Genomic DNA, 23,507 nt, shown 5'->3' on the forward strand with positions numbered 1-23,507 from the left:
GCCTACGTCCAGGGCCCAGGGCGTGTGCGGGCGCCTCAGCTGCCGTCGCGCGGCGGCTGCTCGTCGCCCGGGGAGTCCGAGGGGGTGTCCGACGGGCCCGGCGTCTCGGGCCCCCGGGGCGGCTTCTGAGCCGGGTTCGCGAAGCCGCCGAAGCCCCGGCGGACACGGTCGCCCAGGTCGCCGGCGCCTCCGGCGAGGTCCGTGACCAGCTTCATCAGCGGGTCCTTGGAGTTCTTCACATGGGTCGTGTAGTGGTTCGCCGAGTCCCGCCAGGAGTCCCGTACCGAGGTGTCCTTGTCCTCGTCGCGCCGCGGGTAGTGGCCGTCCATGATCCGCTGGTAGTCCCGCGACTCCGCCCACTTCTTCAGCTCGGCGGCCCGCACGGTGGTGAAGGGGTGGGAGCGCGGCAGCACGTTCAGGATCTTCAGCACCGAGTCGCGCAGGTCGCCCCCGGCCTCGTACTCATCGGCCTGGGCGAGGAACGCGTCCACGTTCATCTCGTGCAGGTGGTTGCCGCCCGCGATCTTCATCAGGCCCCGCATGGACGCCTGGAGATTCTGCCCGACCAGCAGCCCCGCCCGGTCCGCGGACAGCTCCGACTTGCGGAACCACTCCCGCAGCCCGGTCACGATCGCCATGATCGCGAGGTTGCCCAGCGGGATCCAGGCGACCCGGACGGCCAGGCTGGTCAGGAACAGCAGGATGGTCCGGTAGACCGAGTGCCCGGACAGCGCGTGCCCCACCTCGTGCCCGATGACCGCCCGCATCTCCTCCTCGTCGAGCAGCTCGACGAGCCCCGTCGTGACGACGATGATCGGCTCGTCCAGGCCGATGCACATCGCGTTCGGCTGCGGGTCCTGGTTCACGTACATCGGCGGGACCTTCTCCAGGTCCAGGATGTAGCAGGCGTCCCGCAGCATCACGTTCAGATGCGAGAACTGCTGGTCCGAGACGCGCACCGAGTCGGACAGGAACAGCAGCCTCAGACTGCGCTCGGGCAGCAGGCCGCTGAGCGCCTTGAACACCGTGTCGAAACCGCTCAGCTTGCGCAGGGCCACCAGGGCGGAGCGGTCGGCCGGGTGCTCGTACGTACGCGAGGAGATTCCGGGGAAGCGCCTGCGCTGCCTGCTCGGCACGTGCTCGTGCCCGTTGTGCTCGTGGCCGTCGGACATGTCTTCCCCCATGTGCGTCTGTATGACCTTTGCGGCCCCTTGTGCGGCCTTTTGCTTCCCCGAGGCAGAGCCCAGCCTAGGCGGAGTTACGGTGGTCGGGCAGTACAGCGAAGGAGACCACCACCATGGAGCACCACCCCGCAGCCGCCTGGCTCGCCGAGGCCACGGCCGCCGCCGAGCGGCAAGGGGGGCCGGGGATGCTGCGGTACGTCCTGCTCGTGATGATCGTGGGCTGTGTGCTGACCGCGTGGTTCCTGCTGCGTGGCTACAGACGGAAGGACGACTGAGGCACCGGGAAGGTTCCCCGCCGGGCCCCGGCCGGGCGGGACCGCGCACCGTCTCCGTGTCACAACAGGCGGAGTCGGGGTGATCGCGGTCGGGGCGCCCGCTTACGATGAGCCGACGTCTTTAACCCGCCCACACGCGATAGGTCCTGCCGAAGATGAGCTTCCACAGCACCGCTGCCCAGTTGGTCACCCTCGCCGCCGAGGGCGAGGAGCACGGCGGTAACCACGAGAGCCTCAGCCCCTACCTCACCGGTGGCGGCGCCCTCTTCGCCCTGCTGCTCCTGCTGTGGATCACCACCCGCTTCAACCGCGACCGCTGAGCCCGGCCGGGCGCCCCCCGCAGGGCGCCCCGGGGACCACAGGGGCGGCCGGACCCTTCAGGCAGGGCCGGTAGGGTCTGCACGCATGGGAGAGCAGGACATGCCTACCGGTCCGGCGAACGAGACGCCGTACGACCCGGCACAGGACACGGCGAGCGGCACCGAGCGACACTCGGAGCCCCGGCGTGCCGCCACGGAGCACCGCCAGATCGACGGTCCCGGAAACGGCCGGCCCCAGCCGGGCAAGCGCCGCCTCGGCGTCATGGGCGGCACCTTCGACCCGATCCACCACGGGCACCTGGTGGCGGCCAGCGAGGTCGCCGCGGCGTTCCACCTCGACGAGGTGGTCTTCGTCCCGACCGGCCAGCCGTGGCAGAAGAGCCACCGCAAGGTCTCCCCGGCCGAGGACCGCTACCTGATGACGGTCATCGCGACCGCGGAGAACCCCCAGTTCTCCGTGAGCCGCATCGACATCGACCGCGGCGGCCCCACCTACACCGTGGACACGCTGCGCGACCTGCGCGCGCTCAACCCCGACACGGACCTGTTCTTCATCACCGGCGCCGACGCGCTCTCCCAGATCCTCACCTGGCGGGACAGCGAGGAACTGATCTCCCTCGCGCACTTCATCGGGGTCACCCGCCCGGGGCACCACCTGAACGACCCAGGACTCCCGGAGGGCGGTGTCTCGCTCGTCGAGGTACCCGCCCTCGCCATCTCCTCCACGGACTGCCGTGCGAGAGTCGCCAAGGGCGACCCCATCTGGTACCTGGTGCCGGACGGAGTCGTGCGCTATATCGACAAGCGCGAGCTGTACCGCGGCGAGTGAGCCGAGAGGGGCACCGGTGAACGACCGATACGACCCGGGGTACGGGGGCGACCAGTACGAACTCGTCGGCTACGACGAGTACGGCCAGCCTGTCTACCGGCAGGTCCAGGCCCAGCAGACCCAGCAGCAGACGTACGACCCGTACGCCCAGCAGCAACAGCAGGTCTACGGCTACGACCCGTACGCCCAGGGCGGGCAGCAGCCCCCGCCCGCGTACGACTACGGCACGGGCGGGCAGCAGCCCGGCTACGGCTCGTACGACCCCTACACCTCCGGGCAGCAGCAGGGCGGCACCGCCGCTCACGACCCCTACGGCCAGGCCGCGGCCGGCGCCGGCACGGGCCGGCACCCCCGCGTCGCCGAACAGACCGCCCACATCCCCCAGCAGGCGGGCCCGGCCGACGACGAGGAGGTCCGGGGCGGCCCCCAGCGGGACTACCACACCGAGCAGTTCACCTTCGTCGAGGAGCCCGACGACAACTCCGAAGACGTCATCGACTGGCTGAAGTTCACCGAGAACCGCACCGAGCGCCGCGAGGAGGCCCGGCGCCGCGCCCGCAGCCGGATCGTCGCCCTGGTCGTCGTCCTCGCGCTCGCCGCGGTAGGCGGCGTCGGTTACCTCTGGTACGCGGGGAAACTGCCCGGCCTGTCCTCCGACGGCCCCGCGACGGGCACGGCGACGGCCGCGGGCGCCCAGAAGCGCGACGTGATCGTCGTCCACCTGCACGACACCAAGGGCGGCGGTACCGCCACGGCCCTCCTCGTCGACAACACCACCACCAAGCGCGGCACCACCGTCCTGCTGCCCAACTCCCTCGCCCTGACCAGCGACGACGGCACCACGACGACACTCGCCAAGTCGGTCGAGGACGACGGCTCCGACGGCACCCGCGACGCACTCGACACGGTCCTCGGCACCGACATCCAGGGCACCTGGCGCCTGGACACCCCCTACCTGCAGAACCTCGTCGACCTCATCGGCAACATCGACGTCGACACCGACACGGCCGTCCCCGACCCCGACGCCAAGAAGAAGGGCGAGGCCCCCCTGGTCAACAAGGGCAAGGCCCAGACCCTCAGCGGCAAGATGGCCGTCGCCTACGCCACCTACCGCGCCCCCGGCGAGGCCCAGAACGCCCAGCTGGAGCGCTTCGGGCAGGTCCTGCAGGGCGTCCTGCGCAAGATGTCCTCCGACCCGCAGGCCGCGACGACCACGATCCAGACCCTGGCGCAGATCCTGGACCCGTCCCTGACCGACAAGGACCTCGGCTCCTTCCTCGCCGGGCTCTCAGACCTCGCCAAGGGCGGCGACTACCGGACGGACCTGCTGCCCGTCCAGGGCGACGGCACGCTCAGCGCCCAGGCCAGTGCGGGCGTGGTCAAGAACGTCCTCGGCGGCACCGCCAAGAGCCCCGACAAGGACGCCGCCGTCAGCGTCTCCGTCCAGAACGCCACCGGTGTGAAGGACAACACGGAGAAGGCCCGCGTCGTGCTCCTCAACGGCGGCTTCACCTTCCTGGACGGCGGCACGCCCGGCTCCGCCCGGGCCACGTCCAAGGTCACCTACGCCGACGCCGCCGACAAGGCCGACGCGGCCGAGGTCGCCAAGACCCTGGGCCTGCCCCCGGGCTCCGTCACCAAGGGCAAGATCTCGGCGAGCGCCGACGTCGCCGTCGTCCTCGGGCAGGACTACAAGCCGTCGTCCGACTAGCCGGCAGGAGTGCGCCCCCACCCGGTCCCCGCAATCGCGTGGGGGGCGCGCGGCGGTCCGTGAGACCCTTGGTGGCAAGTGACCGCCGACGGAAAGCCTTGTAGTGACCGTGACCGACCGCTCTCACGAGCTGATCAACACCGCCGCCCAGGCGGCCGCCGACAAACTGGCACACGACATCGTCGCCTACGACGTCAGTGACGTGCTGTCCATCACGGACGCCTTCCTGCTGGCCTCCGCGCCCAACGACCGCCAGGTCAAGTCGATCGTCGACGAGATCGAGGAGCGCCTCAACAAGGAGCTCGGCGCCAAGCCGGTGCGCCGCGAGGGCGACCGCGAGGCCCGCTGGGTGCTGCTCGACTACGTCGACATCGTCGTCCACGTCCAGCACAGCGAGGAGCGCGTCTTCTACGCCCTGGAGCGGCTGTGGAAGGACTGCCCCGAGCTGGAGCTGCCCGAGGACGCCAAGGCCACCCGCGGCAAGGCCGAGGAGCACGCCAAGCTGCGAGCGGCCGAGGAGGCGGCGGAGCTGGAAGGTGACTGGCGGTGACCTCCTTCACTGAGGCGTCCGCCGGCACGGGCCGGGGCCGCCGCATCATCCTCTGGCGGCACGGCCAGACCGCGTGGAACGTGGAGCGCCGCTTCCAGGGCACCACGGACGTCGAGCTCACCGAGACCGGCGTCGCCCAGGCCCGGCGCGCGGCCCGGCTGCTGGTCGCCCTGAAGCCGGACGCGATCGTGGCCTCCGACCTGAAGCGGGCCGCGGACACGGCCGCCGAACTCGCCGCGCTCACGGACCTCGACGTGACCCACGACGAGGCGCTGCGCGAGACGTACGCGGGCGCCTGGCAGGGCCTGACGCACGAGGAGATCATCGCCCGGTACGGCGACGAGTACGCCGCGTGGAAGCGCGGCGAGCCGGTGCGCCGCGGCGGCGGCGAGCTGGAGACCGAGGTCGCCGACCGCGCCGCCCCCGTGGTGCTGCGGCACGCCGAGAAGCTCCCCCAGGACGGCACGCTCGTCGTGGTCAGCCACGGCGGCACCATCCGCACCACCATCGGCCGCCTCCTCGCCCTGGACTCCCACAACTGGGAGAGCCTCGGCGGACTTTCCAACTGCTGCTGGTCCGTCCTCGGCGAAGGCGCCCGCGGCTGGCGCCTGCTGGAGCACAACGCCGGCACCCTGCCGGAACCGGTGCTCGGCGACGACGACTGACCCGGATTTCACTTTCCGGCAGGTCGCACGCTAAAGTTCTTCTTGTTCGCCCGGCCCGCCGGGAAGGAACATGAGGGGCTATAGCTCAGTTGGTAGAGCGCCTGCATGGCATGCAGGAGGTCAGGAGTTCAATTCTCCTTAGCTCCACGCTTCAAGATCCCGTTCCCGTCAGGGGGCGGGATTTTTCATGCTCCCTCTTGAGTCATCGGGGCACTCTGAGGCGTATACCTCTACGGCCCCGCCGGGTTGCCGTGTCCGGACTGGTACTGAGGCGTCGCTGACCGTATTGGTCCGGTCGTGGCAGAATCAAACGGCCGGAAGGGGGCGCGGCCCGACGGGAGGGAGTAGCGATGCCTGCGAGCATCCTCGAGGAGGTCGACCACCTCCTCGGAGCAGCGTTGACCTGGGAGATGTCCACCCGCCTCAGCTGCCCTTCCTGCGGATCCGCGCACGTGGCCCAGATGCTCGGCGACAACGGCGGGATCTCCTACGTGTGCACGGCCTGCGGCCACAGCTGGAGCTGATCGATGGGTGCACACAGGCGGAAATGCGACTGGTGTGGCAGCGGGACTCCGATCGTCCGCGACATGGAGCCGATCAATCCCGACTACCAGTACTGGTGCGAGGAGTGCGCGCGGGCGCTGATCATAAAGGGCGACCCGATCGAGACGTACCGCGAGCTGGAGGGCGAGCCGATCTACGGCCGGCTTCTGGAGGAGCACTGCACGCTCAAGCGGTTCTATTCGTTCGTCACGGCTTAGCTCCGCACGGCCGGTGTAAATCCGGCATAACGGGCATCTCCGTGTGAGGCGAAATCGATTTGGTGTTGGGCCCGGAGGACCAGTAATGTTGGCGTCGCCGCCGGGGAAACCCGGAGGGGCGCAGCAAGGGGCTATAGCTCAGTTGGTAGAGCGCCTGCATGGCATGCAGGAGGTCAGGAGTTCAATTCTCCTTAGCTCCACAGCAGATGAGAAGGCGGGCCATCCGATCGGATGGCCCGCCTTCTTCGTGTGCGGCTTCCGGGTGCGGTAGCCCTGGAACGCCTACGGCGGGCTCCCCTGGGGGAAGCCCGCCGTGCGGCGTCTGATCAGCGGCCGAGAGCGCGGCGGCCGCGGCCCTGGGACAGGACGGGGAGGTTGCGGGACGGCGCGCCGCCCTGAGCGCGCGTGTCCTCCTCGATGCGCAGGGCCAGCGCCGGACAGCGGCGCACCGCGCGTAGAGCCTTGTCCTCGGCGTACCGCGGCACCTTCGCCTGCGCCACGGTCGGGAAGCCGTCGGCGCCGAGCTGGAACACCTCGGGGAGGATGTCCGCGCACAGGCCGTGGCCCCGGCACAGCGTCCAGTCGACGAAGATCTTCTGGCGGCTGGGGCCGTTCTCCTCGGACTCGCCGCCGCCCGGGATGCCCGTAGGGGCCCTGCCCCCCTCGAAGAGCGGCAGAACGCCTTCCACGGGCCGTCCGCAGCCGTTTCCGAGGACATGGGCGGCCAGGTCGTCCGTGAACGCCTTGATGGTCGACTCGATGAACATCGCGGAGCCGTCGGGGTGCGAGCACGCGCCGCGCCGCTTCACGTTCTTGGCGACCTGCTTGAGGGCTTCCAGTGCGGCCGGTCCGCCGCCGTTGAGGATGTCCTCCAGGCCGCGCGCGGCGGCCGGCAGGCCGAGGTAGCAGGGGCCGCACTGGCCCGCGCTCTCCTCCGCCAGCCACTGGGCGACGCGCAGTGACTCGCCCAGCGGGCAGGTCTCCTGAGTGATCGGCAGGATCGCGCCGGCGCCGAGCGCGCCGCCCACCGCGTCCAGGGAGTTGCGGGAGACGATCGCCTCGTTGACCGTCGCCGCGTCGATCCACTTGCCGTGGTAGCCGCCGGTGAGCACGCCCTGGGGCACCGGCGGCGCGCCGGCGAGCTGGAGGACGTACCGCAGCGGCACGCCCGTCGGGACCTCGATCACCATGGGGCGGGCGACCGCCCCGGAGACCGTGAGCATTACCGTGCCCGGCTCGTCGTACAGGCCGGTGTTGCCGTAGCGCTCCGGGCCGATGCGGGCGGCGATGGCCAGTTGGGCGAACGTCTCGGCGTTGGACAGCAGCGTGGGCGCGCCGCCGACGCCGTTCTGCGAGGCGCTGACCTTGCGGCCCGGCGGGATGGCCGGGCCGCCGTCGATGGAGCGGATCAGCGACGCGGCGGCGCCGGTGACCATACGGACCGGGTTGCGCTGCACACGCGCGCGCAGAGCCGATCTGCGGCCGTTGCTGAGCCCGCGTTCGGCGAGCGCGGCCTCCATGGAGCGCTGTGTGGACTCACGGGTGACCCCCACCACGAGCGTGCGGGCACCCAGCGCTTCGGCGCACAGCAGCGCGCCGTCCAGGATCAGGTGCGGGGCACGGTTGATCAGCACCGTGTCCTTGCGGCAGGCCGGCTCGTCCTCGCTGCCGTTCACGACGACGACAGGCCGGACACCGCGCTTGATCGCCGCCTCGGCGACCGAGCGCAGCTTCTTGTGGAAGGGGAAGCCCGCGCCGCCGCGACCCTTGAGGTTGATGCGTTCGGCGAGTTGCGCGAGCTGCTCGCCGCCCATCGGCTCGAGTGGCCCGTGCACCTTCAGATGCATGGGCAGATCGAGCCGATCGACAAGGTCGAAGCCGGACGTGAGCTGGGGAAGACCGACCACGCGGACTTCGGGTACGTCAGGCAAAGCCTCGTTCACTTAAAGCCTCCGGAAGGCGTGTTCCAAGGTTCGCCCGATCCCGGTGCGTCGAAGTCGTAGGACGCACCGGGCAGTGTTTCAGTGGCGGGACCGCTGTTGTACGTGTCGTTCGGGTAGTACGTGTCGTAGACGGCGTTCGTCTCACCCGTGTCGTACACGTCACTCGATCCATAGCCGGCGGCGCCTGGATTGCCATAGGCCGGGATGCTTTGCCCGGTGTCCTGCAGTGGGTCGTAGGGCGGGATGTTGAAGCCCGTGTCCTGGAGCGGGTCGTAGGCCGACGGCGGGGCCTCGCCGACCGGCGGCGGGGACGGGATCGGCCAGTTGCCCGAGGTGCTGGAGGGGCCGTCCACGGTCGGGATGGTCTGGGTGGGCTGCATGTCCAGCGGCAGTTCCGCGCGGTCGGTCGGCCCCGGTGCGAACGCCTGCTGGCCCAGGGGCGGGCTCGAGACGGCCCGGTAGGCCGCGGCGAAGCCGTTCGTGGACTCCTGCGGCGCGGGGCGCTCCGCCTTCTCGTACAGCGGGCCCGGCGGGGAGGCCATGGCTCCCACGGGCTTGTCCCGGCTCTCGTAGCCGGGCAGCGCGGAGCCCGTGCCCGCCCGGGCCCGGCTCTCCTCCAGGTCCCTGCGTCCCTGGCCCTCCCCGGGGCCGATGAACTGGGCGAACTTGTCGGCGACCTTGCGCTTGACCGGACGCGGAGCGGCACGCAGGGCGAGGGCTCCGGCCACGCCGACCAGGGACAGGCAGTACAGGATGACGAAGATCGGCTTGGCCTGGCGACCCGCGTAGAGGCCGTGGACCAGGGCGGCGCACCATGCCGGGTAGGCCAGCATGTGCATGGCCCGCCAGCGGGCCGCGACGGGCGCCGGGGACGCGAAACGGTTGCGCAGCACGCCCGTGACCCCCACGAAGATCATGAGCATGCTGGCCAGGGTGCCGAGGCCGACGAGGAACGACCGGCCCATGAGCTCGTCGTTGTCGCTGGCGATGAGCCCGAAGGGGATGAACACCGCGACCCACGTGGTGTGGGCGAGCGCCAGCTTGACTCCGATGTGCACCAGGAGGAAGACGATCGAGGCGACCGCGGTGGTCCGGTGCACGGCCTGCGCCAGGATGCGCCTGCGCGTGTCCAGCAGGACCCGGTCCTGGGCGACCAGCCCCCAGATCACCGAGCAGGAAAGGCACACGAGGGACAGCACGCCGGCGCCGAAGTTGAGGAAGTCGGCGAACGAGTCGTCCACGGTGGAGTCGTAGTTCGTCACGGCCGGCCTCCCCGCGTCCCGGTGACCGGGCGTAGCGAGCTGTTACTGCGATGAGCGTTCATGGGGGCAACTCCGAGCGGTTCGGGAAAGCGGTCCCGCTGCCGCACTCTAAGCGGCGCCATACCGATGGGTACGAGGTTTGAGTTATTGCGTTGTTATCAAAGGACAATGTGGCTGGTGTGATGTCCCATAGCGGCTGTTACGCGAAGTAACTTTTGACCCATGTTCAGCTTTTCGGGTGCCGGGACAGCCCATCGGAAGCGCGTCGCGGTGCGAAGGGGGGCTGCGGTACCCTAACGCCATGCGTGCCGTACGCCTTCTGCTTAGCGGGCCGCGCTGATCAGTCCCGGCCACCGGACGAGTCGAGTGGCCGGAATCGGCGCGGCGTCCCCTCCTGTGTGAGGGGATTTTTCGTTTCTCGAACGACACAGCCGCAGGCAGAGACGATCGATGGAGCTTTGAGGATCATGAGCGAGACGAACCCCGCTGCCGCCTCCGAGGTGGCAGCGCCGCACCGCTACACGGCCGCGACGGCTGCCGAGATCGAAGCACGCTGGCAGGACGTCTGGGACGCCGACGGCACCTACGGCGCGCCCAACCCCAAGGGCGACCTGGCGGGCGACCAGGAGACCGTCGCCAAGCCCAAGAAGTTCATCATGGACATGTTCCCGTACCCCTCGGGTGCGGGCCTGCACGTCGGCCACCCGCTGGGCTACATCGCCACGGACGTCTACGCCCGCTTCCAGCGCATGACCGGCCACAACGTCCTGCACACCCTGGGCTTCGACGCCTTCGGCCTGCCCGCCGAGCAGTACGCGGTGCAGACCGGCACGCACCCGCGCGCGTCCACCGAAGCCAACATGGAGAACATGAAGTCCCAGCTGCGCCGGCTGGGCCTGGGCCACGACAACCGCCGGTCGTTCGCCACGATCGACCCGGAGTACTACAAGTGGACCCAGTGGATCTTCCTGCAGATCTTCAACTCCTGGTACGACCACGAGGCGAAGAAGGCCCGTCCGATCTCCGAGCTGATCGACCAGTTCGAGTCGGGTGAGCGGCCCGTACCGGGCCACACGCGCGCGTGGAGCGAGCTGAACGCCGCCGAGAAGGCCGACGTCCTGGGTGAGTTCCGGCTGGCCTACGCCTCCGACGCGCCGGTCAACTGGTGCCCCGGGCTGGGCACGGTGCTGGCCAACGAGGAGGTCACCGCCGAGGGCCGCTCCGAGCGCGGCAACTTCCCGGTCTTCAAGGCCAAGCTGCGCCAGTGGAACATGCGCATCACGGCCTATGCCGACCGGCTGCTGGAGGACCTGGAGGAGCTGGACTGGCCCGAGGCCATCAAGCTGCAGCAGCGCAACTGGATCGGCCGCTCCGAGGGCGCCCGCGTCGACTTCCCCATCGACGGCGAGCGCATCACCGTCTTCACCACCCGCCCGGACACCCTGTTCGGCGCCACCTACATGGTGCTGGCGCCCGAGCACCCGCTGGTCGAGAAGTTCACCCCGGCCGCCTGGCCGGAGGGCACCCACGAGGTGTGGACCGGCGGCCACGCGACACCCGGGGAGGCCGTCGCCGCCTACCGCGCGCAGGCCGCGTCCAAGTCCGACGTGGAGCGGCAGGCCGAGGCCAAGGACAAGACCGGCGTCTTCATCGGCGCGTACGCGACCAACCCGGTCAACGGCGAGCGGATCCCGGTCTTCATCGCCGACTACGTGCTGATGGGCTACGGCACCGGCGCGATCATGGCGGTCCCGGCGCACGACACGCGTGACTTCGAGTTCGCACGCGCCTTCGAGCTGCCGATCACCTGCGTCGTCGAGCCGACCGACGGCCGCGGCACCGACACCTCGACGTGGGACGCCGCCTTCGTGTCGTACGACGCGAAGATCGTCAACTCCACCGGGGAGGGTGTCTCCCTGGACGGCCTGGGGGTCGTCGACGCCAAGGCGCGCATCACCGAGTGGCTGGAGCGGTCCGGCATCGGCGAGGGCACCGTCAACTTCCGGCTGCGCGACTGGCTGTTCAGCCGCCAGCGCTACTGGGGCGAGCCCTTCCCGATCGTCTACGACGAGGACGGCATCGCCCACGCGCTGCCCGAGTCGATGCTGCCGCTGGAGCTGCCCGAGGTCGAGGACTACTCGCCGCGCACCTTCGACCCGGACGACGCCGACACCCAGCCCGAGACGCCGCTGTCGCGCAACGAGGACTGGGTCAACGTCACGCTGGACCTGGGCGACGGCCGTGGTCCGCGCACGTTCCGGCGTGAGACCAACACCATGCCCAACTGGGCCGGTTCCTGCTGGTACGAGCTGCGCTACCTGGACCCGCACAACAGCGAGCAGCTGGTCGACCCGGAGATCGAGCGGTACTGGATGGGCCCGCGCGAGGGGCAGCCGCACGGCGGTGTCGACCTGTACGTCGGCGGCGCCGAGCACGCCGTGCTGCACCTGCTGTACGCGCGCTTCTGGTCCAAGGTGCTGTACGACCTGGGGCACATCTCCTCGGCCGAGCCGTTCCACAAGCTGTTCAACCAGGGCATGATCCAGGCCTACGTCTACCGCGACAGCCGTGGCATCGCGGTGCCGGCCGCCGAGGTGGAGGAGCGCGACGGCGCCTACTACTACCAGGGTGAGAAGGTCTCCCGGCTGCTGGGCAAGATGGGCAAGTCCCTGAAGAACGCGGTCACTCCGGACGAGATCTGCGACGAGTACGGCGCCGACACACTGCGGCTGTACGAGATGGCGATGGGCCCGCTGGACGTCTCCCGGCCCTGGGACACGCGCGCGGTCGTGGGCCAGTTCCGGCTGCTGCAGCGGCTGTGGCGCAACATCGTCGACGAGGCGACCGGCGAGGTGACCGTCGTCGACGCCGAGCCGGACGAGGAGACGCTGCGCGCCCTGCACAAGGCGATCGACGGTGTGCGCGGGGACCTGGAGGGCATGCGGTTCAACACCGCCATCGCCAAGGTCACCGAGCTGAACAACCACCTGACCAAGGCGGGCGGGCCGGTGTCGCGGTCCGTCGCCGAGCCGCTGGTGCTGATGGTCGCGCCGCTGGCCCCGCACATCGCCGAGGAGCTGTGGCGCAGGCTGGGGCACGGGGACTCGGTGGTCCACCAGGACTTCCCGGTGGCCGACCCGGCGTACGTGGTCGACGAGACCGTGACCTGCGTCGTCCAGATCAAGGGCAAGGTCAAGGCGCGGCTGGAGGTCTCGCCGTCGATCGCCGAGGACGAACTGGAGAAGGTCGCCCTGGCCGACGAGAAGGTCGTCGCCGCGCTGGGCGGGGCCGGGATCCGGAAGGTGATCGTGCGGGCGCCGAAGCTGGTGAACATCGTTCCCGCATAGGCGCCGGGCACCGCGGAACCCTCTCGGGGTGGTCCCCTACGGGCAGGTTCGGGGTTTTTCTGGAACTCCGGACCTGCCTGTTGCGTTTACCGTTGAAGAGCGGCGTGAGATGTCCCGAGACGCCCTGAGGAGGAGCCGGTGGAAGCAGTGATCGCAGTATTCGCCCTGCTCTTCGTGCTCTTTCTAGGACTGGGCGTGTACGCCACGGTGAAGGTGGTCGGCGCCGCCAAGCGCGGCGTGGACCGCGGCCTCACCCAGGCCCGCCGCACGGTCGAGGACCACACCCTGCGCGCCAAGTCCTTCGCCCAGCCGGGCGCCGCGGGGGAGCTCGCCCAACTCCGGCTGAAACTGCGTACGTCGATGCGTGCCACCCAGGAGGCGCTGCGCGCGGCTGTCGCCGAGGACGAGTCCCTGAAGGAATCCGTCGGCCTCTTCGAACGGCTCAGTGCGCACGGGCACGAGCTGGACGACGAGCTGAAACGCCTGGAGTCCGAGCCCGACCGCACCACGCTCACCGAGCGGCTGCCCGAGCTGCGTGAGCGCGCCGACCGCATCACACAGTCGGCGGACGCCTTGCGCTGGGCGGCCCGCGACCGCGCCCACCGCTTCGCGGGGGACGACCTGGACACGCTCAGCGCCCAGATCGACATGGAGGCCGGGGCGCTGCGGCACTGGACGACGGAGCCGGAGTCCCGGCCCGCCGCCCCGCCGAAGCAGAAGCCTGAGCCGCAGCCGGAGCCGGCCGCGAGGTCGTGGCCCGAGGCGCCCGCCGCCGATGCCGCCACGCCCGGGCAGACCTGGCCGGAGACCCCGCAGTCCAGCACGGCGCACGAGCCGGCACGGCCCGCCATCAGCCCGTCGGGACCGCGCCCGACCTACCCCTGGCAGAAGAAGCCCCGCCCCGAGAGCACCACTTGATCCAGCCACTCGCGTCACAGGGCGCGGGGGCCGGGCTGCCACACGGGCACTACGGCAGGTAACCTCCAGCTCATGTCCCGCCATGTCGCGATCGTCACCGATTCAACGGCCTACCTGCCGGCCCGGACGATGGAGCGCCATGGCATCACAGCGGTACCTCTGACCGTCGTCCTCGGCGACCGGGCGCTGGAGGAGGGCACCGAGATCTCGACCCGGGCCCTCGCCCAGGCTTTGCAGAAGCGGCGCCCGGTGACGACCTCGCGGCCCAGCCCCGCCCTCTTCGAGGAGACGTACCGCAAGGTCGCCGAGTCCGGCGCCACCGGTATCGTCTCCCTCCATCTCTCCGCGGAGCTCTCCGGTACGTACGACGCGGCCGTCGTCGCCGCGCGGCAGGCGCCGGTGCCGGTGCGGGTGGTGGACACCGGCATGATCGCGATGGCGCTCGGCTTCTGCGCGCTCGCCGCGGCGGAGACCGCGGAGTCGGGCGGCACCATGGACGAGGCCGTGACGGCCGCGGAGAAGCGGGCCGCGGGCACGTCCGCCTACTTCTACGTCGACACCCTCGACTACCTGCGCCGCGGCGGCCGCATCGGTGCCGCACAGGCCCTGCTGGGCTCGGCGCTCGCGGTGAAACCGCTGCTGCAACTGGCCGACGGCCGTATCGAACCGCTGGAGAAGGTGCGGACCGCGTCGAAGGCGATCGCCCGCCTCGAGGAGATCGCGGCCGAGCGTGCGGGCAGCGCCCGGGTCGACGTCGCCGTCCACCATCTCGCCGCCACGGACCGGGCGTCGGCCCTCGCCGACCGGCTGCGGTCACGGGTGCCCGGGCTCGCCGATCTGCATGTCAGCGAGGTCGGGGCGGTGATCGGGGCACACACGGGGCCCGGGTTGCTGGGGGTCGTGGTTTCGCCGCAGTGAACGGTCACGGCGGGGCACGGCGGCCTCTGATCACCCGTGTGGGTGGCCGCGTTGTCCACAAGCCGTCCGTTGTCCCCGGGAATTGACCAAGATCATCGCGAGTGTGCCGAGGTGGCTGATCCTCGTCGCATGGCACTTCGATCACGTTCACGCACAGCGACTGTGACCAGCGGGCCGGGCCGTGGACCGGCGTCCGACGGCCGTGTCCGCCACCGCCGCCACCGGCCTGTCGCACGCGGCCGGGCACGGCATCGTCAGGCCTCGGCGGAGGAACTCCACCGGCGCGCGGAGGTGCTCTTCGGCGAGCATGCCGAACGGGCCGGGGAGCGGCGGGAGTCGGGGCATGGTCCGCCCGAGGAGACGGTTGCCGTAGGCAGTGTTGGGCACGGGCTGGATCGGCCGGGGGCCATCTCGGAAGGCGGTGTGGAAACTGATGCGGAGTCCGTCCGTGTCCCCGTCGGTGCCGGTGCCGGTGCCGGTGCCGGTGTCGACGGTGGGGCGGGCGCTGGGGCAGTCGGTGGGGACGGCCGGCTTGGGGAAGGGACCTGGCGGGAGCGGGCCGGGCTCGCGGTGCGGGAGCGCATGCCGGTGTGGTTGCAGGCGAGGTGTGGCCTGGAGCCGCGGAGCGTGCTGGCGTTGACCGTGGTGCTCGTCGTCGCCGCGGCGTTCGCGGTGCAGCACTTCTGGGCGGGCCGGACCCAGTCCGTGCGGCCGCCCGAGGTGGTGCGTGCGGCGGCACCCTACGAGCAGCAGGGACAGGGTGGACAGGCCGAGCCGGAACGAGGAGCGGGTGCGCCCGCGGGGGCGGTGAAGGCGACAGGCGGGGCGGGTGCGGCAGGGGCGGCCGAGATCGTGGTGGACGTCGGCGGCAAGGTCCGTGAACCCGGGATCCACCGGCTGCCGGCCGGCTCGCGTGTCGCGGACGCGCTGCGCGCGGCGGGCGGGGTGAAGCCCGGCGCGAAGACCGACGGTCTCAACCGCGCCCGGTTCCTCGTGGACGGAGAGCAGGTGATCGTCGGGGCACCGGCTCCCGCTGCGGGCACTGGGGCGGGGACCGGAGGGGGCGGTACGGCGGCCGGGGGAACCGGCGGTGTGGCGGCGGGCGGTGTGATGCCGGGGGCTCCCGTCTCGCTCAACACGGCCACCGCCGACCAGCTCGACACCTTGCCGGGGGTCGGCCCGGTGCTGGCGCAGCACATCATCGACTACCGCACGCAGCACGGCGGCTTCCGATCGGTGGACGAGCTGCGTGAGGTGAACGGCATCGGCGACCGGCGCTTCGCCGATTTGCGGAACCTCGTACGGCCATGAGGAGGGCCCATGAGCCGCCGGCGCGGCAGGACGAGGCGGCGCCTGAGGCCTTCACCGCCGGGTCGGTCCTTCCCACCGGGTCGGCCTCTCGCGCCCGTTCCGGGTCGGTCTCTCCCGTCCGTTCGTCCGTGCACGCCGCTTCCGGCAAGCGGCTGGGCAGCTCCCGTCCGCGGCAGGAAGGACCCACGGACCTGCGGCTCGTCCCACCCGCCCTGGCGGCCTGGGGTACGGCGGCATTGGTGCTGGACGCGTCGCCGGGGTGGGTCCTCGGCGTCGTGGCCGGCTGTCTGGCCGCCGTCGGCCTGCTGCCGCTCGCCCGGCGGGCGGGGTGGGCCTCTTGGCCGCGAGCGTCGGCCGCGGCCGTGCTGCTGTGCGTGGCCGCGGCTGCCGCCTCGGCCGGGCTGCACGGGGCCGACCTGCGCCGGGGGCCTGTGCCCGGCCTGGCGCGGGAGTACGCGACGGCGACCGCGGAGGTGGAGCTGACCTCCGATCCCCGGCTCACCCGGCCGAAGGTCCGGGGCGATCACGTCGCTCCGACCGCCGTGCTGATCGAGGCCGAGGTGCGGCGCGTGCAGGGGGCCGGCGGCGCGACCGTGGGGACGCGGACGCCGGTGCTGATGATCGTCGACTTGGGGCCGGCCGGCCCCTCTGCGACCGGGACCGTCGAAGGCGGGCAGTCTGCCGCCGGGGGGCCGGTGCGGTCGCCGTGGATGGGGCTGCTGCCGTCGACGCGACTGCGGGTCAGCGGGCGGCTGGCTCCCGCGATGACGGGCGGTGACCGGGTCGCAGCGGTGCTGCGGGTCCGGGGCCGGGCGGAACCGGAGGTGGTCGGGGAACCGTCGGCCGGTCAGCGACTCGCCGGGCGGCTGCGGGCCGGGCTGCGGGAGGCGACCGACGGGCTGCCGGCGGATGCCCGGGCGCTGTTGCCGGGGCTGGTCGTGGGGGACACCTCGCGGATCACCCCGGAGCTGGAGGAGGCCTTCAAGGAGACCGACCTCACCCACACACTGGCCGTTTCCGGGGCCAACTTCACCATCCTGCTCGCCCTGCTGCTCGGCCCGCCGGGCCTGGCGCAGCACGTCGAGCGGAGGGGGCTCGCGCCTTGCCTCGGTGTCTCCCTGCGGGCGACAGCGGTGCTCGGGGGCGTGCTCTCCCTCGGGTTCGTCGTCGTGTGCAGACCGGATCCGAGCGTGCTGCGGGCCGCCGCCTGCGGAGCCGTCGCGCTGCTCGCGCTCGCGACCGGCCGTCGCAGGTCACTCATCCCGGCGCTGGCGACGGCGGTGCTGCTGCTGGTGCTGTACGACCCGTGGCTGGCGCGGAGTTACGGGTTCCTGCTCTCCGTCGCGGCCACCGGCGCCCTGCTCACGCTCGCGCCGCGCTGGAGCGCCGGGCTGCGGCGGCGCGGGGTGCGGCCGCGGCTCGCCGAGGCGCTGGCGGCCGCTGCCGCCGCGCAGGCCCTGTGCGCGCCCGTCGTCGCCGTGCTGTCGGCGCGAGTGAGCCTGGTGGCGGTGCCGTGCAACCTGATCGCGGAGTTCGCGATCGCTCCGGCCACCGTGCTCGGCTTTGCCGCGCTGGCCACGGCACCGATGGCGATGCCCGTGGCCAAGACCCTGGCCTGGTGCGCGCAGTGGCCCGCCGAGTGGATCGCGGAGGTCGCCCGTACGGGGGCCGCGCTGCCGGGAGCGGGAGTGGACTGGCCGGGCAGCTGGGCGGGTGCGGCGTTGCTCGCGGCCGTGACGCTGGTCGTGCTGCTCGTGGGACGGCGGCTGCTCGGGCATCCGTGGTGGTGCGGGGTCTGCGGCCTGGTGCTGGTGCTGGTGTTGGTGCAGCCCCCACCGGTGACCCGGGTGATCACGGGCTGGCCGCCACCCGGCTGGCGGCTGGTGTTGTGCGACGTGGGGCAGGGCGACGCCATGGTGCTCTCGGCGGGCGGGGGCGCCGGTGTGGTGGTGGACGCGGGACCCGATCCGCAGCTCGTCGACCACTGCCTGCGCTCACTCGGCATCACGAGGATTCCGCTGGTCGTGCTCACCCACTTCCACGCCGATCACGTGGCGGGCCTGCCCGGTGTGCTGCGCGGGAGGGCGGTGGCCGCGATCGAGACGACCGGCTTCGAAGAGCCCGCGGACCAGGCCGCGTTCGTACGCAGACACGCGGCGGCCCGGCGGGTTCCCGTGACGCGGGCCGCCGCCGGGGAACAGCGTCGCGCGGGGGAGTTGTCCTGGCAGGTGGTGTGGCCGCCCCCGAGCCCGCCGCCAGGCCGGCTCCCGGCCCCTCCACCGGGCCCCCACCCGCAGGTGCTCCCGGCCCACCCGGCCCACCCGGCTGTGGAGGGGCCGAACGACGCCAGTGTGGCCATGCTGGTCCGGTCGGCCGGACTGCGCCTGCTGCTCCTCGGGGACCTCGAACCCCCGGCCCAGCGGGCCCTGGCGAGATCACCGGCGGCCGACGCCCTGGAGAGCGTGGACGTGCTGAAGGTCGCCCATCACGGATCGGCGTATCAGGACCCGGGCCTGATGGGCCGGGCTGCCCCGCGGCTGGCTCTGATCAGTTGCGGGGCCGGCAACAGCTACGGGCATCCGGCGCCGGGCACGGTCGCGGCGTTGCGCGCCGGGGGTGCGGTGGTGCTGCGGACGGACCGGGACGGCGCACTGGCGGTCGTAGGAGAGGGCGGGAGGCTGAGGGTGGCGCGAGACTGAGGGCATGAACTCAGCACAGGTAGACGCCTATCTCCGCCGTCTGGGAGCCGAGCACCCGGCGTGGCCCACCGTCGACGTGCTCCGCGAGCTGCATCTGCGCCACCTGAGGGCCGTGCCGTTCGAGAACCTGTCGATCCATCTCGGCGAGGAGATCGTGCTGGAGGAGAAGCGGCTGCTGGACAAGGTGGTGGGCGCCCGGCGGGGCGGGTTCTGTTACGAACTCAACGGCGCCTTCGGGGCGTTGCTCGCCGCCCTGGGGTACGACGTGGCGCTGCTCGCGGGGCGGGTGTACGGCGACGGGGAGCGGCTCGGGATCCCGTACGACCATCTCGCGCTGCGGGTGCGGACGGTGGACGGGGGCGACTGGCTGGCCGACGTCGGGTTCGGGGCGCACAGCCACCTGCCGCTGGCGTTCGGGGAGAGGGGAGAACAGGAGGACCCCGGGGGCACGTTCCGGATCGTCGAGGCGCAGCCGGACGCGGCCGGGATGCGCGGTGGGCACGACACGGTGGAGGCGGCGGACCTGGACGTGATCCGCGACGGCAGACCGCAGTACCGCCTGGAGGTACGGCCGCGGGTGCTCGGGGACTTCGTCGCCGGGGCGTGGTGGCACAGCACGTCGCCGGTGTCGCACTTCACGCGGTCGCTGGTCTGCTCACGGGTCACGGAGGACGGAGGGAGGATCACGCTCAGCGGCCGCAGGTTCACGGTGACCGGAGCCGACGGCAGCCGGGAGGAGCGGGAGCTGGGGACGGACGAGGAGGTGCTCGGGGTGTACCGGGAGCGGTTCGGGATCGAGCTCGGCTCGGTGCCGACGGTCCGGGGCACCGGCCAGGACGGCTGATCCGGGCCGCGCGGGCGGGCCGGGAGCGGTGGGACCAGAAGGGGCAGAGGGGCCAGACACCCCACTTGGCCCACATGGGTGCTACTCGTGCGTAGTCCCAGCACAAGTGCTGGATTCCCGTGATGTGGTCCCGTGTTGCCTCGAAAGCCTCATCGGTGGTCGAATGCCTCCTCGGTGAAGAGTGATCAAACCGCTGACTTCGAGTCGGACGAGGTGTCCAGATGATCGGCCGCTGGCTGGGAAACAGAACCAACCGGGTGCAACGGACGGGCCCCCTGGCGGCGGTGCTGACGCCGCCCAGCGCCGGCGTGCTGGCCTGCCGCGCGCTCGACCCGGTCAACGAGCCGGTGCGGCATGCCGAGTTCACGGTCACCGACGCCATGGGGCGTCCGGTGGTCAGCGGGGGAGCGGACCCCTACGGGTCGTTCATGACGACGGTGCCCGCCGGGGAGTACCGGATCGCGGTGTCGGCGGAGGGGTACACGCCGCACCGGGCGACCACGCAGGTCGCCGAGAACTCGCTCGCCTCGCTCGGTGACGTGACGCTCCAGGTGGCCCGGCCGCCGGAGCTGCCCGAGCCCGGCGACTGGGAGATCGAGTCGGCGCACTCCTCGATCGGGTTCACCGCGCGGCACATCGGCATGGCCCGCATCCACGGACAGTTCAAGTCCTTCGCGGGCGTCATACGGCTCGGCGAGCCGCTGGAGCGGTCGGCGATGCACGTGGTGATCGACGCGGCGTCCATCGACACCAACATGAGGATGCGCGACGACCATCTGCGGTCGGCGGACTTCCTGGACGTCGCGAAGTTCCCGACCCTCGAGTTCTACAGCGAACGGTTCGTGCACAAGGGCGGAAACCGGTGGGCGGTGACGGGGGCGCTGTCGCTGCACGGCGTGACGCGCACGGTCACGCTGGACACGGAGTACCTGGGGCTGGGCAACGGCATGGAGGGCGAGGTACGGGCGGCCTGCCGGGCCACGACCGAACTGCACCGGGACGACTTCACGGTGAGCTGGCAGACGATGCTGGCCCGCGGCATCGCGGTCGTGGGGCCGAGCATCAAGGTCGACCTCGACGTGCAGGTCGTCCGCAAGGGCTGAGCGGCCGGTGCGCGAGCCGGTGTCGGACAATGGCCGGCGTGAGTGATGTGCGACATGTGCTGGTGCTGCCCGACAGGGACGCGGCGGAAGAAGTGGTGCAGGCGCTTGCCGAGCGTTTCGGTGTCGTCGAGGAGCCGCGGCTGGTGCGGGACGCGCTGGCCGGTGAGGACGACGCCGAGGACGCGCAGTGGCTGGTCGTCCTGAGGGACGAGGAAGAGCGGCTGGATCCCGGCGAGCTGGACCGGTTCGCCGGTGAGTGGGAGGGCTGGCGGGAGGAACCGTAGGCCCGGCCGAGAACCGCAGGCCCGCTCGAGAAGCGCAGGCCCGGTCAAGACCGTAGGCCTGGTTGTCAGTGCCGCGTGGGATGCTTGTCGCGATGGCCAGGAAGACTGCGAATGACGACCCTCTCGCCCCCGTGACGCTCGCCGTGGGCCAGGAGGAGCTGCTGCTCGACCGTGCCGTGCAGGAGGTGGTGGCCGCCGCGAAGGCCTCCGACGCCGACACGGACGTACGGGACCTGACCCCGGACCAGTTGCAGCCGGGCACGCTCGCCGAGCTGACGAGCCCGTCGCTGTTCGCGGAGCGCAAGGTCGTCGTCGTACGCAACGCGCAGGACCTGTCGGCCGACACGATCAAGGACGTGAAGGCCTACCTCGGGGCGCCCGCCGAGGAGATCACCCTGGTGCTGCTGCACGCCGGCGGGGCCAAGGGCAAGGGACTGCTCGACGCGGCCCGCAAGGCCGGGGCGCGTGAGGTGGCCTGCCCGAAGATGACGAAGCCGGCGGACCGGCTGGCGTTCGTGCGGCAGGAGTTCCGGGCGGTGGGCAGGTCCGCCACGCCGGAGGCGTGCCAGGCGCTCGTCGACGCGATCGGAAGTGATCTGCGGGAGCTGGCATCGGCGGTCTCCCAGCTGGTCGCGGACGTCGAGGAGACGATCGACGAGGCGATCGTCGGGCGGTACTACACGGGCCGGGCCGAGGCGTCGAGCTTCACGGTCGCCGACCGGGCGGTCGAGGGGCGCGCGGCGGAGGCGCTGGAGGCGTTGCGCTGGTCGCTGTCGACCGGGGTGGCGCCGGTGCTGATCACGAGTGCGCTGGCGCAGGGCGTCCGGGCGATCGGGAAGCTGTCGTCGGCGCGTGGCGGACGTCCGGCCGATCTCGCGCGGGAGCTGGGCATGCCGCCGTGGAAGATCGACCGGGTGCGGCAGCAGATGCGGGGCTGGACCCCGGACGGGGTGGCGGTGGCCCTGCGGGCGGTGGCCGAGGCGGACGCGGGCGTGAAGGGCGGCGGGGACGATCCCGAGTACGCCCTGGAGAAGGCGGTGGTCACGATCGCGCGGGCGGCCCGCTCCCGGGGCCGGGGCTGAGGCCGCGGGACTCAGTACAGGGGCTGACCGATCCCCAGCAGGTTCCCCTCACTGTCGTGGAACCAGGCGCCGCGCTCACCCCGGGCGCCCTTGCTCGGGTAGTTCCCCTCGATCTCGGCGATCCCGCCCTCCGTGCGGAAGCCGGGCACGTCGACCTCCTCGAAGACCACGCCGCGCCGCTTGAGCTCCGCCACGGCGGCCTCGATGTCGCCGACCTCCAGCGCCATCTGGGTGAAGGTGCCGGGCGAGGCTCCCGTCGACCGGAACAGCACGAACTCCGCGCCGCCGCAGCGGTACAGCAGCCCACCGGGCCGTTCGTCGACCGGCTCCAGACCGAGTTTCTCCGCGTAGAAGCGCCGCGCCCGGTCCAGGTCCTGGGCGGGAAGCCTGGTCGCCACGCGGATCCCGGCCAGTACGTTTCCGTCCTCTGCGGTCATGCCTCCACTGTGCCGTGATCGAGTCGCCCTCCTCCTGTCGAGGAGGAGAATCGGGTGTATCAGCCGTATGTCGCCAAGTGACGGAGAGGTGGCGAAGGCCATGGCTGAACACCCGCACGCAGCGCTCGTCCGCAAGGGATACGAAGCCTTCCAGCGCGGAGACATGGACACCCTCCGCAGCATCATGACCGGGGACTGTACGCACCATGTGCCCGGCTCGCATCCGCTCTCGGGGGACTTCAAGGGGATCGATTCGATCATCAACGACTACTACGGCCGGCTCTCCTCGGAGACCGGCGGGTCGTTCCGGGTCGAGCTGCTCAACGTGTTCGTCGACGGCCGCGGACACGCCGTCAGCGTGCACCGCTTCACCGCCGACCGGGGCGACAAGCACATCGACGAGAACGGAGGCATCGTCTTCCGGATCGTCGGAGACAAGATCAGCGATCTCGACGAGTGCCTGGAGGACATCGACAAGGGCAACGCCTTCTGGTCGTGACCACCGGCCGCCGCGCGGGCATGCCGAAGGCCCCGCCGCCCACCCTGGGGAAGGGCGAGGCGCCGGGGCCTTCGGTTGAAGCCGGTGAGCTCGTCCCCGCGTGGCGAACGCAGGCCGCGGACGAGCTCGGGGTGCCGGACGGGAGCGGATGAGAGAGGGCCCGCTCGATTCCCTCCGGCGTCACATCAGACGTCAGCCCTTGAGCGCGGCGACCTTCTGAGCCAGCGCCGACTTCTTGTTGGCAGCCTGGTTCTTGTGGATGACGCCCTTCGAGACGGCCTTGTCGAGCTGACGCGCGGCAGCGCGCTGGTACTCGGTGGCCTTCTCGACGTCACCCGCGGCAGCAGCCTCACGGGCCTTGCGGATTGCGGTCTTGAGGGAGGACTTGACGGCCTTGTTGCGCAGCCGCGCCTTCTCGTTGGTCTTGATCCGCTTGATCTGGGACTTGATGTTCGCCACGAATGAGCCTTCTCAGGTTCTGGCACGGAGCCGCACGGATGCCGCACGGTCCTGTACCGGGTGATTTCTTGAGGAGTGCCTCCTGCGAGAGGGCATGAGGCACAGC

The 23,507-nt window shown here is 71.3% G+C and carries 23 protein-coding genes and 2 tRNA genes; 20 read left to right on the forward strand and 5 right to left on the reverse strand.

The genetic code is table 11. From position 1 onward, the window contains the following. Positions 1-35 precede the first annotated feature (35 nt). On the reverse strand, positions 36-1,172 hold the full coding sequence (locus ACIBL4_RS11975; protein WP_399409339.1) for a M48 family metallopeptidase: 1,137 nt from the start codon (positions 1,170-1,172) through the stop codon (positions 36-38). 125 nt (positions 1,173-1,297) lie between these two features. On the opposite strand from ACIBL4_RS11975, the gene ACIBL4_RS11980 reads away from it, so the two are divergent. The 10 genes from ACIBL4_RS11980 (at position 1,298) to ACIBL4_RS12025 (ending at position 6,495) form a co-directional block, all read left to right on the forward strand. Further along, a complete protein-coding gene (locus tag ACIBL4_RS11980; protein ID WP_399408898.1) occupies positions 1,298-1,459 on the forward strand; it encodes a hypothetical protein in 162 nt (53 codons plus the stop codon). Between the two features lie 155 nt (positions 1,460-1,614). Next, positions 1,615-1,779 (forward strand): hypothetical protein, encoded by a 165-nt coding sequence (locus tag ACIBL4_RS11985; RefSeq protein WP_010041970.1) that lies wholly within the window; start codon positions 1,615-1,617, stop codon positions 1,777-1,779. An 85-nt stretch (positions 1,780-1,864) separates the two neighbouring features. Continuing rightward, positions 1,865-2,608, forward strand: a complete 744-nt coding sequence (gene nadD / locus ACIBL4_RS11990; RefSeq protein WP_399408900.1) for a nicotinate-nucleotide adenylyltransferase — start codon at positions 1,865-1,867, stop codon at positions 2,606-2,608. A gap of 16 nt (positions 2,609-2,624) precedes the next feature. Continuing rightward, positions 2,625-4,319, forward strand: coding sequence for an LCP family protein (locus tag ACIBL4_RS11995; RefSeq protein WP_399408902.1), 1,695 nt, complete (start codon positions 2,625-2,627; stop codon positions 4,317-4,319). A gap of 103 nt (positions 4,320-4,422) precedes the next feature. Then, complete coding sequence (rsfS, locus tag ACIBL4_RS12000; protein WP_020269542.1) at positions 4,423-4,869, forward strand: ribosome silencing factor; 447 nt, start codon at positions 4,423-4,425, stop codon at positions 4,867-4,869. Then, the gene (locus ACIBL4_RS12005; protein WP_399409341.1) at positions 4,860-5,534 is read left to right on the forward strand and encodes a histidine phosphatase family protein; all 675 of its coding nucleotides are present in this window, start codon (positions 4,860-4,862) and stop codon (positions 5,532-5,534) included. The genes rsfS and ACIBL4_RS12005 overlap by 10 nt, the downstream gene beginning before the upstream one ends. A 74-nt stretch (positions 5,535-5,608) precedes the next feature. Further along, positions 5,609-5,681: transfer RNA gene (locus tag ACIBL4_RS12010), tRNA-Ala, on the forward strand. Positions 5,682-5,884: 203 nt separating this feature from the next. Further along, entirely contained in the window at positions 5,885-6,058 is a 174-nt protein-coding gene (locus ACIBL4_RS12015) for a hypothetical protein (RefSeq protein WP_356924112.1), read from the forward strand. 3 nt (positions 6,059-6,061) lie between these two features. Continuing rightward, positions 6,062-6,295, forward strand: a complete 234-nt coding sequence (locus ACIBL4_RS12020; RefSeq protein ID WP_006136074.1) for a hypothetical protein — start codon at positions 6,062-6,064, stop codon at positions 6,293-6,295. A gap of 127 nt (positions 6,296-6,422) precedes the next feature. Next, positions 6,423-6,495 (forward strand) — tRNA-Ala (locus ACIBL4_RS12025). Between the two features lie 126 nt (positions 6,496-6,621). Here the strand turns inward: ACIBL4_RS12025 and ACIBL4_RS12030 are convergent. Continuing rightward, on the reverse strand, positions 6,622-8,238 hold the full coding sequence (locus ACIBL4_RS12030; RefSeq protein WP_167537343.1) for an NADH-quinone oxidoreductase subunit NuoF family protein: 1,617 nt from the start codon (positions 8,236-8,238) through the stop codon (positions 6,622-6,624). Further along, positions 8,235-9,500: a cytochrome b/b6 domain-containing protein gene (locus ACIBL4_RS12035; protein WP_399408905.1), complete on the reverse strand. Its 1,266-nt coding sequence runs from the start codon at positions 9,498-9,500 to the stop codon at positions 8,235-8,237. The genes ACIBL4_RS12030 and ACIBL4_RS12035 overlap by 4 nt, the downstream gene beginning before the upstream one ends. A gap of 467 nt (positions 9,501-9,967) precedes the next feature. Here ACIBL4_RS12035 and leuS point away from each other — a divergent pair, with 467 nt between their 5' ends. The 9 genes from leuS (at position 9,968) to holA (ending at position 22,006) form a co-directional block, all read left to right on the forward strand. After that, the gene (gene leuS, locus ACIBL4_RS12040) at positions 9,968-12,847 is read left to right on the forward strand and encodes a leucine--tRNA ligase (RefSeq protein WP_399408907.1); all 2,880 of its coding nucleotides are present in this window, start codon (positions 9,968-9,970) and stop codon (positions 12,845-12,847) included. Positions 12,848-12,985: 138 nt separating this feature from the next. Further along, complete coding sequence (locus tag ACIBL4_RS12045) at positions 12,986-13,765, forward strand: hypothetical protein (protein ID WP_399408909.1); 780 nt, start codon at positions 12,986-12,988, stop codon at positions 13,763-13,765. A 72-nt stretch (positions 13,766-13,837) separates the two neighbouring features. Beyond that, positions 13,838-14,683, forward strand: a complete 846-nt coding sequence (locus ACIBL4_RS12050) for a DegV family protein (protein WP_399408911.1) — start codon at positions 13,838-13,840, stop codon at positions 14,681-14,683. 129 nt (positions 14,684-14,812) lie between these two features. After that, entirely contained in the window at positions 14,813-15,994 is a 1,182-nt protein-coding gene (locus tag ACIBL4_RS12055) for a helix-hairpin-helix domain-containing protein (protein ID WP_399408913.1), read from the forward strand. A 128-nt stretch (positions 15,995-16,122) separates the two neighbouring features. Beyond that, on the forward strand, positions 16,123-18,693 hold the full coding sequence (locus ACIBL4_RS12060; RefSeq protein ID WP_399408915.1) for a ComEC/Rec2 family competence protein: 2,571 nt from the start codon (positions 16,123-16,125) through the stop codon (positions 18,691-18,693). A 4-nt stretch (positions 18,694-18,697) separates the two neighbouring features. Next, positions 18,698-19,537, forward strand: a complete 840-nt coding sequence (locus ACIBL4_RS12065; RefSeq protein ID WP_399408917.1) for an arylamine N-acetyltransferase — start codon at positions 18,698-18,700, stop codon at positions 19,535-19,537. Positions 19,538-19,758: 221 nt separating this feature from the next. Next, positions 19,759-20,640, forward strand: a complete 882-nt coding sequence (locus ACIBL4_RS12070) for a YceI family protein (RefSeq protein WP_399408919.1) — start codon at positions 19,759-19,761, stop codon at positions 20,638-20,640. Between the two features lie 38 nt (positions 20,641-20,678). Next, entirely contained in the window at positions 20,679-20,924 is a 246-nt protein-coding gene (locus ACIBL4_RS12075; protein WP_306967019.1) for a hypothetical protein, read from the forward strand. A gap of 92 nt (positions 20,925-21,016) precedes the next feature. After that, the gene (gene holA, locus ACIBL4_RS12080) at positions 21,017-22,006 is read left to right on the forward strand and encodes a DNA polymerase III subunit delta (RefSeq protein WP_399408921.1); all 990 of its coding nucleotides are present in this window, start codon (positions 21,017-21,019) and stop codon (positions 22,004-22,006) included. A gap of 11 nt (positions 22,007-22,017) precedes the next feature. On the opposite strand, the gene ACIBL4_RS12085 is transcribed toward holA, so the two are convergent. Then, entirely contained in the window at positions 22,018-22,443 is a 426-nt protein-coding gene (locus ACIBL4_RS12085) for a VOC family protein (protein WP_399408923.1), read from the reverse strand. A gap of 100 nt (positions 22,444-22,543) precedes the next feature. Between ACIBL4_RS12085 and ACIBL4_RS12090 the strand changes: the two genes are divergently transcribed. Further along, complete coding sequence (locus tag ACIBL4_RS12090) at positions 22,544-22,942, forward strand: nuclear transport factor 2 family protein (protein WP_399408925.1); 399 nt, start codon at positions 22,544-22,546, stop codon at positions 22,940-22,942. Positions 22,943-23,134: 192 nt separating this feature from the next. On the opposite strand, the gene rpsT is transcribed toward ACIBL4_RS12090, so the two are convergent. Next, the gene (gene rpsT / locus ACIBL4_RS12095; RefSeq protein ID WP_010042013.1) at positions 23,135-23,401 is read right to left on the reverse strand and encodes a 30S ribosomal protein S20; all 267 of its coding nucleotides are present in this window, start codon (positions 23,399-23,401) and stop codon (positions 23,135-23,137) included. Positions 23,402-23,507: the final 106 nt, after the last annotated feature.

Origin of the sequence: Streptomyces sp. NPDC050416 (assembly GCF_044458845.1) — a bacterium.
Lineage (GTDB): Bacteria > Actinomycetota > Actinomycetes > Streptomycetales > Streptomycetaceae > Streptomyces.

What these genes read in the sequence shown, in the direction of transcription:
- holA (WP_399408921.1), top strand. Translation starts at nt 21,017, where the DNA reads ATGGCCAGGAAGACTGCGAATGACGACCCTCTCGCCCCCGTGACGCTC.
- ACIBL4_RS12085 (WP_399408923.1), bottom strand. Translation starts at nt 22,443, where the DNA reads ATGACCGCAGAGGACGGAAACGTACTGGCCGGGATCCGCGTGGCGACC.
- ACIBL4_RS12050 (WP_399408911.1), top strand. Translation starts at nt 13,838, where the DNA reads ATGTCCCGCCATGTCGCGATCGTCACCGATTCAACGGCCTACCTGCCG.
- ACIBL4_RS12070 (WP_399408919.1), top strand. Translation starts at nt 19,759, where the DNA reads ATGATCGGCCGCTGGCTGGGAAACAGAACCAACCGGGTGCAACGGACG.
- ACIBL4_RS11980 (WP_399408898.1), top strand. Translation starts at nt 1,298, where the DNA reads ATGGAGCACCACCCCGCAGCCGCCTGGCTCGCCGAGGCCACGGCCGCC.
- ACIBL4_RS12065 (WP_399408917.1), top strand. Translation starts at nt 18,698, where the DNA reads ATGAACTCAGCACAGGTAGACGCCTATCTCCGCCGTCTGGGAGCCGAG.
- nadD (WP_399408900.1), top strand. Translation starts at nt 1,865, where the DNA reads ATGGGAGAGCAGGACATGCCTACCGGTCCGGCGAACGAGACGCCGTAC.
- ACIBL4_RS12055 (WP_399408913.1), top strand. Translation starts at nt 14,813, where the DNA reads ATGGCACTTCGATCACGTTCACGCACAGCGACTGTGACCAGCGGGCCG.
- ACIBL4_RS12020 (WP_006136074.1), top strand. Translation starts at nt 6,062, where the DNA reads ATGGGTGCACACAGGCGGAAATGCGACTGGTGTGGCAGCGGGACTCCG.
- leuS (WP_399408907.1), top strand. Translation starts at nt 9,968, where the DNA reads ATGAGCGAGACGAACCCCGCTGCCGCCTCCGAGGTGGCAGCGCCGCAC.
- ACIBL4_RS11975 (WP_399409339.1), bottom strand. Translation starts at nt 1,172, where the DNA reads ATGTCCGACGGCCACGAGCACAACGGGCACGAGCACGTGCCGAGCAGG.
- ACIBL4_RS11985 (WP_010041970.1), top strand. Translation starts at nt 1,615, where the DNA reads ATGAGCTTCCACAGCACCGCTGCCCAGTTGGTCACCCTCGCCGCCGAG.
- ACIBL4_RS12015 (WP_356924112.1), top strand. Translation starts at nt 5,885, where the DNA reads ATGCCTGCGAGCATCCTCGAGGAGGTCGACCACCTCCTCGGAGCAGCG.
- ACIBL4_RS12090 (WP_399408925.1), top strand. Translation starts at nt 22,544, where the DNA reads ATGGCTGAACACCCGCACGCAGCGCTCGTCCGCAAGGGATACGAAGCC.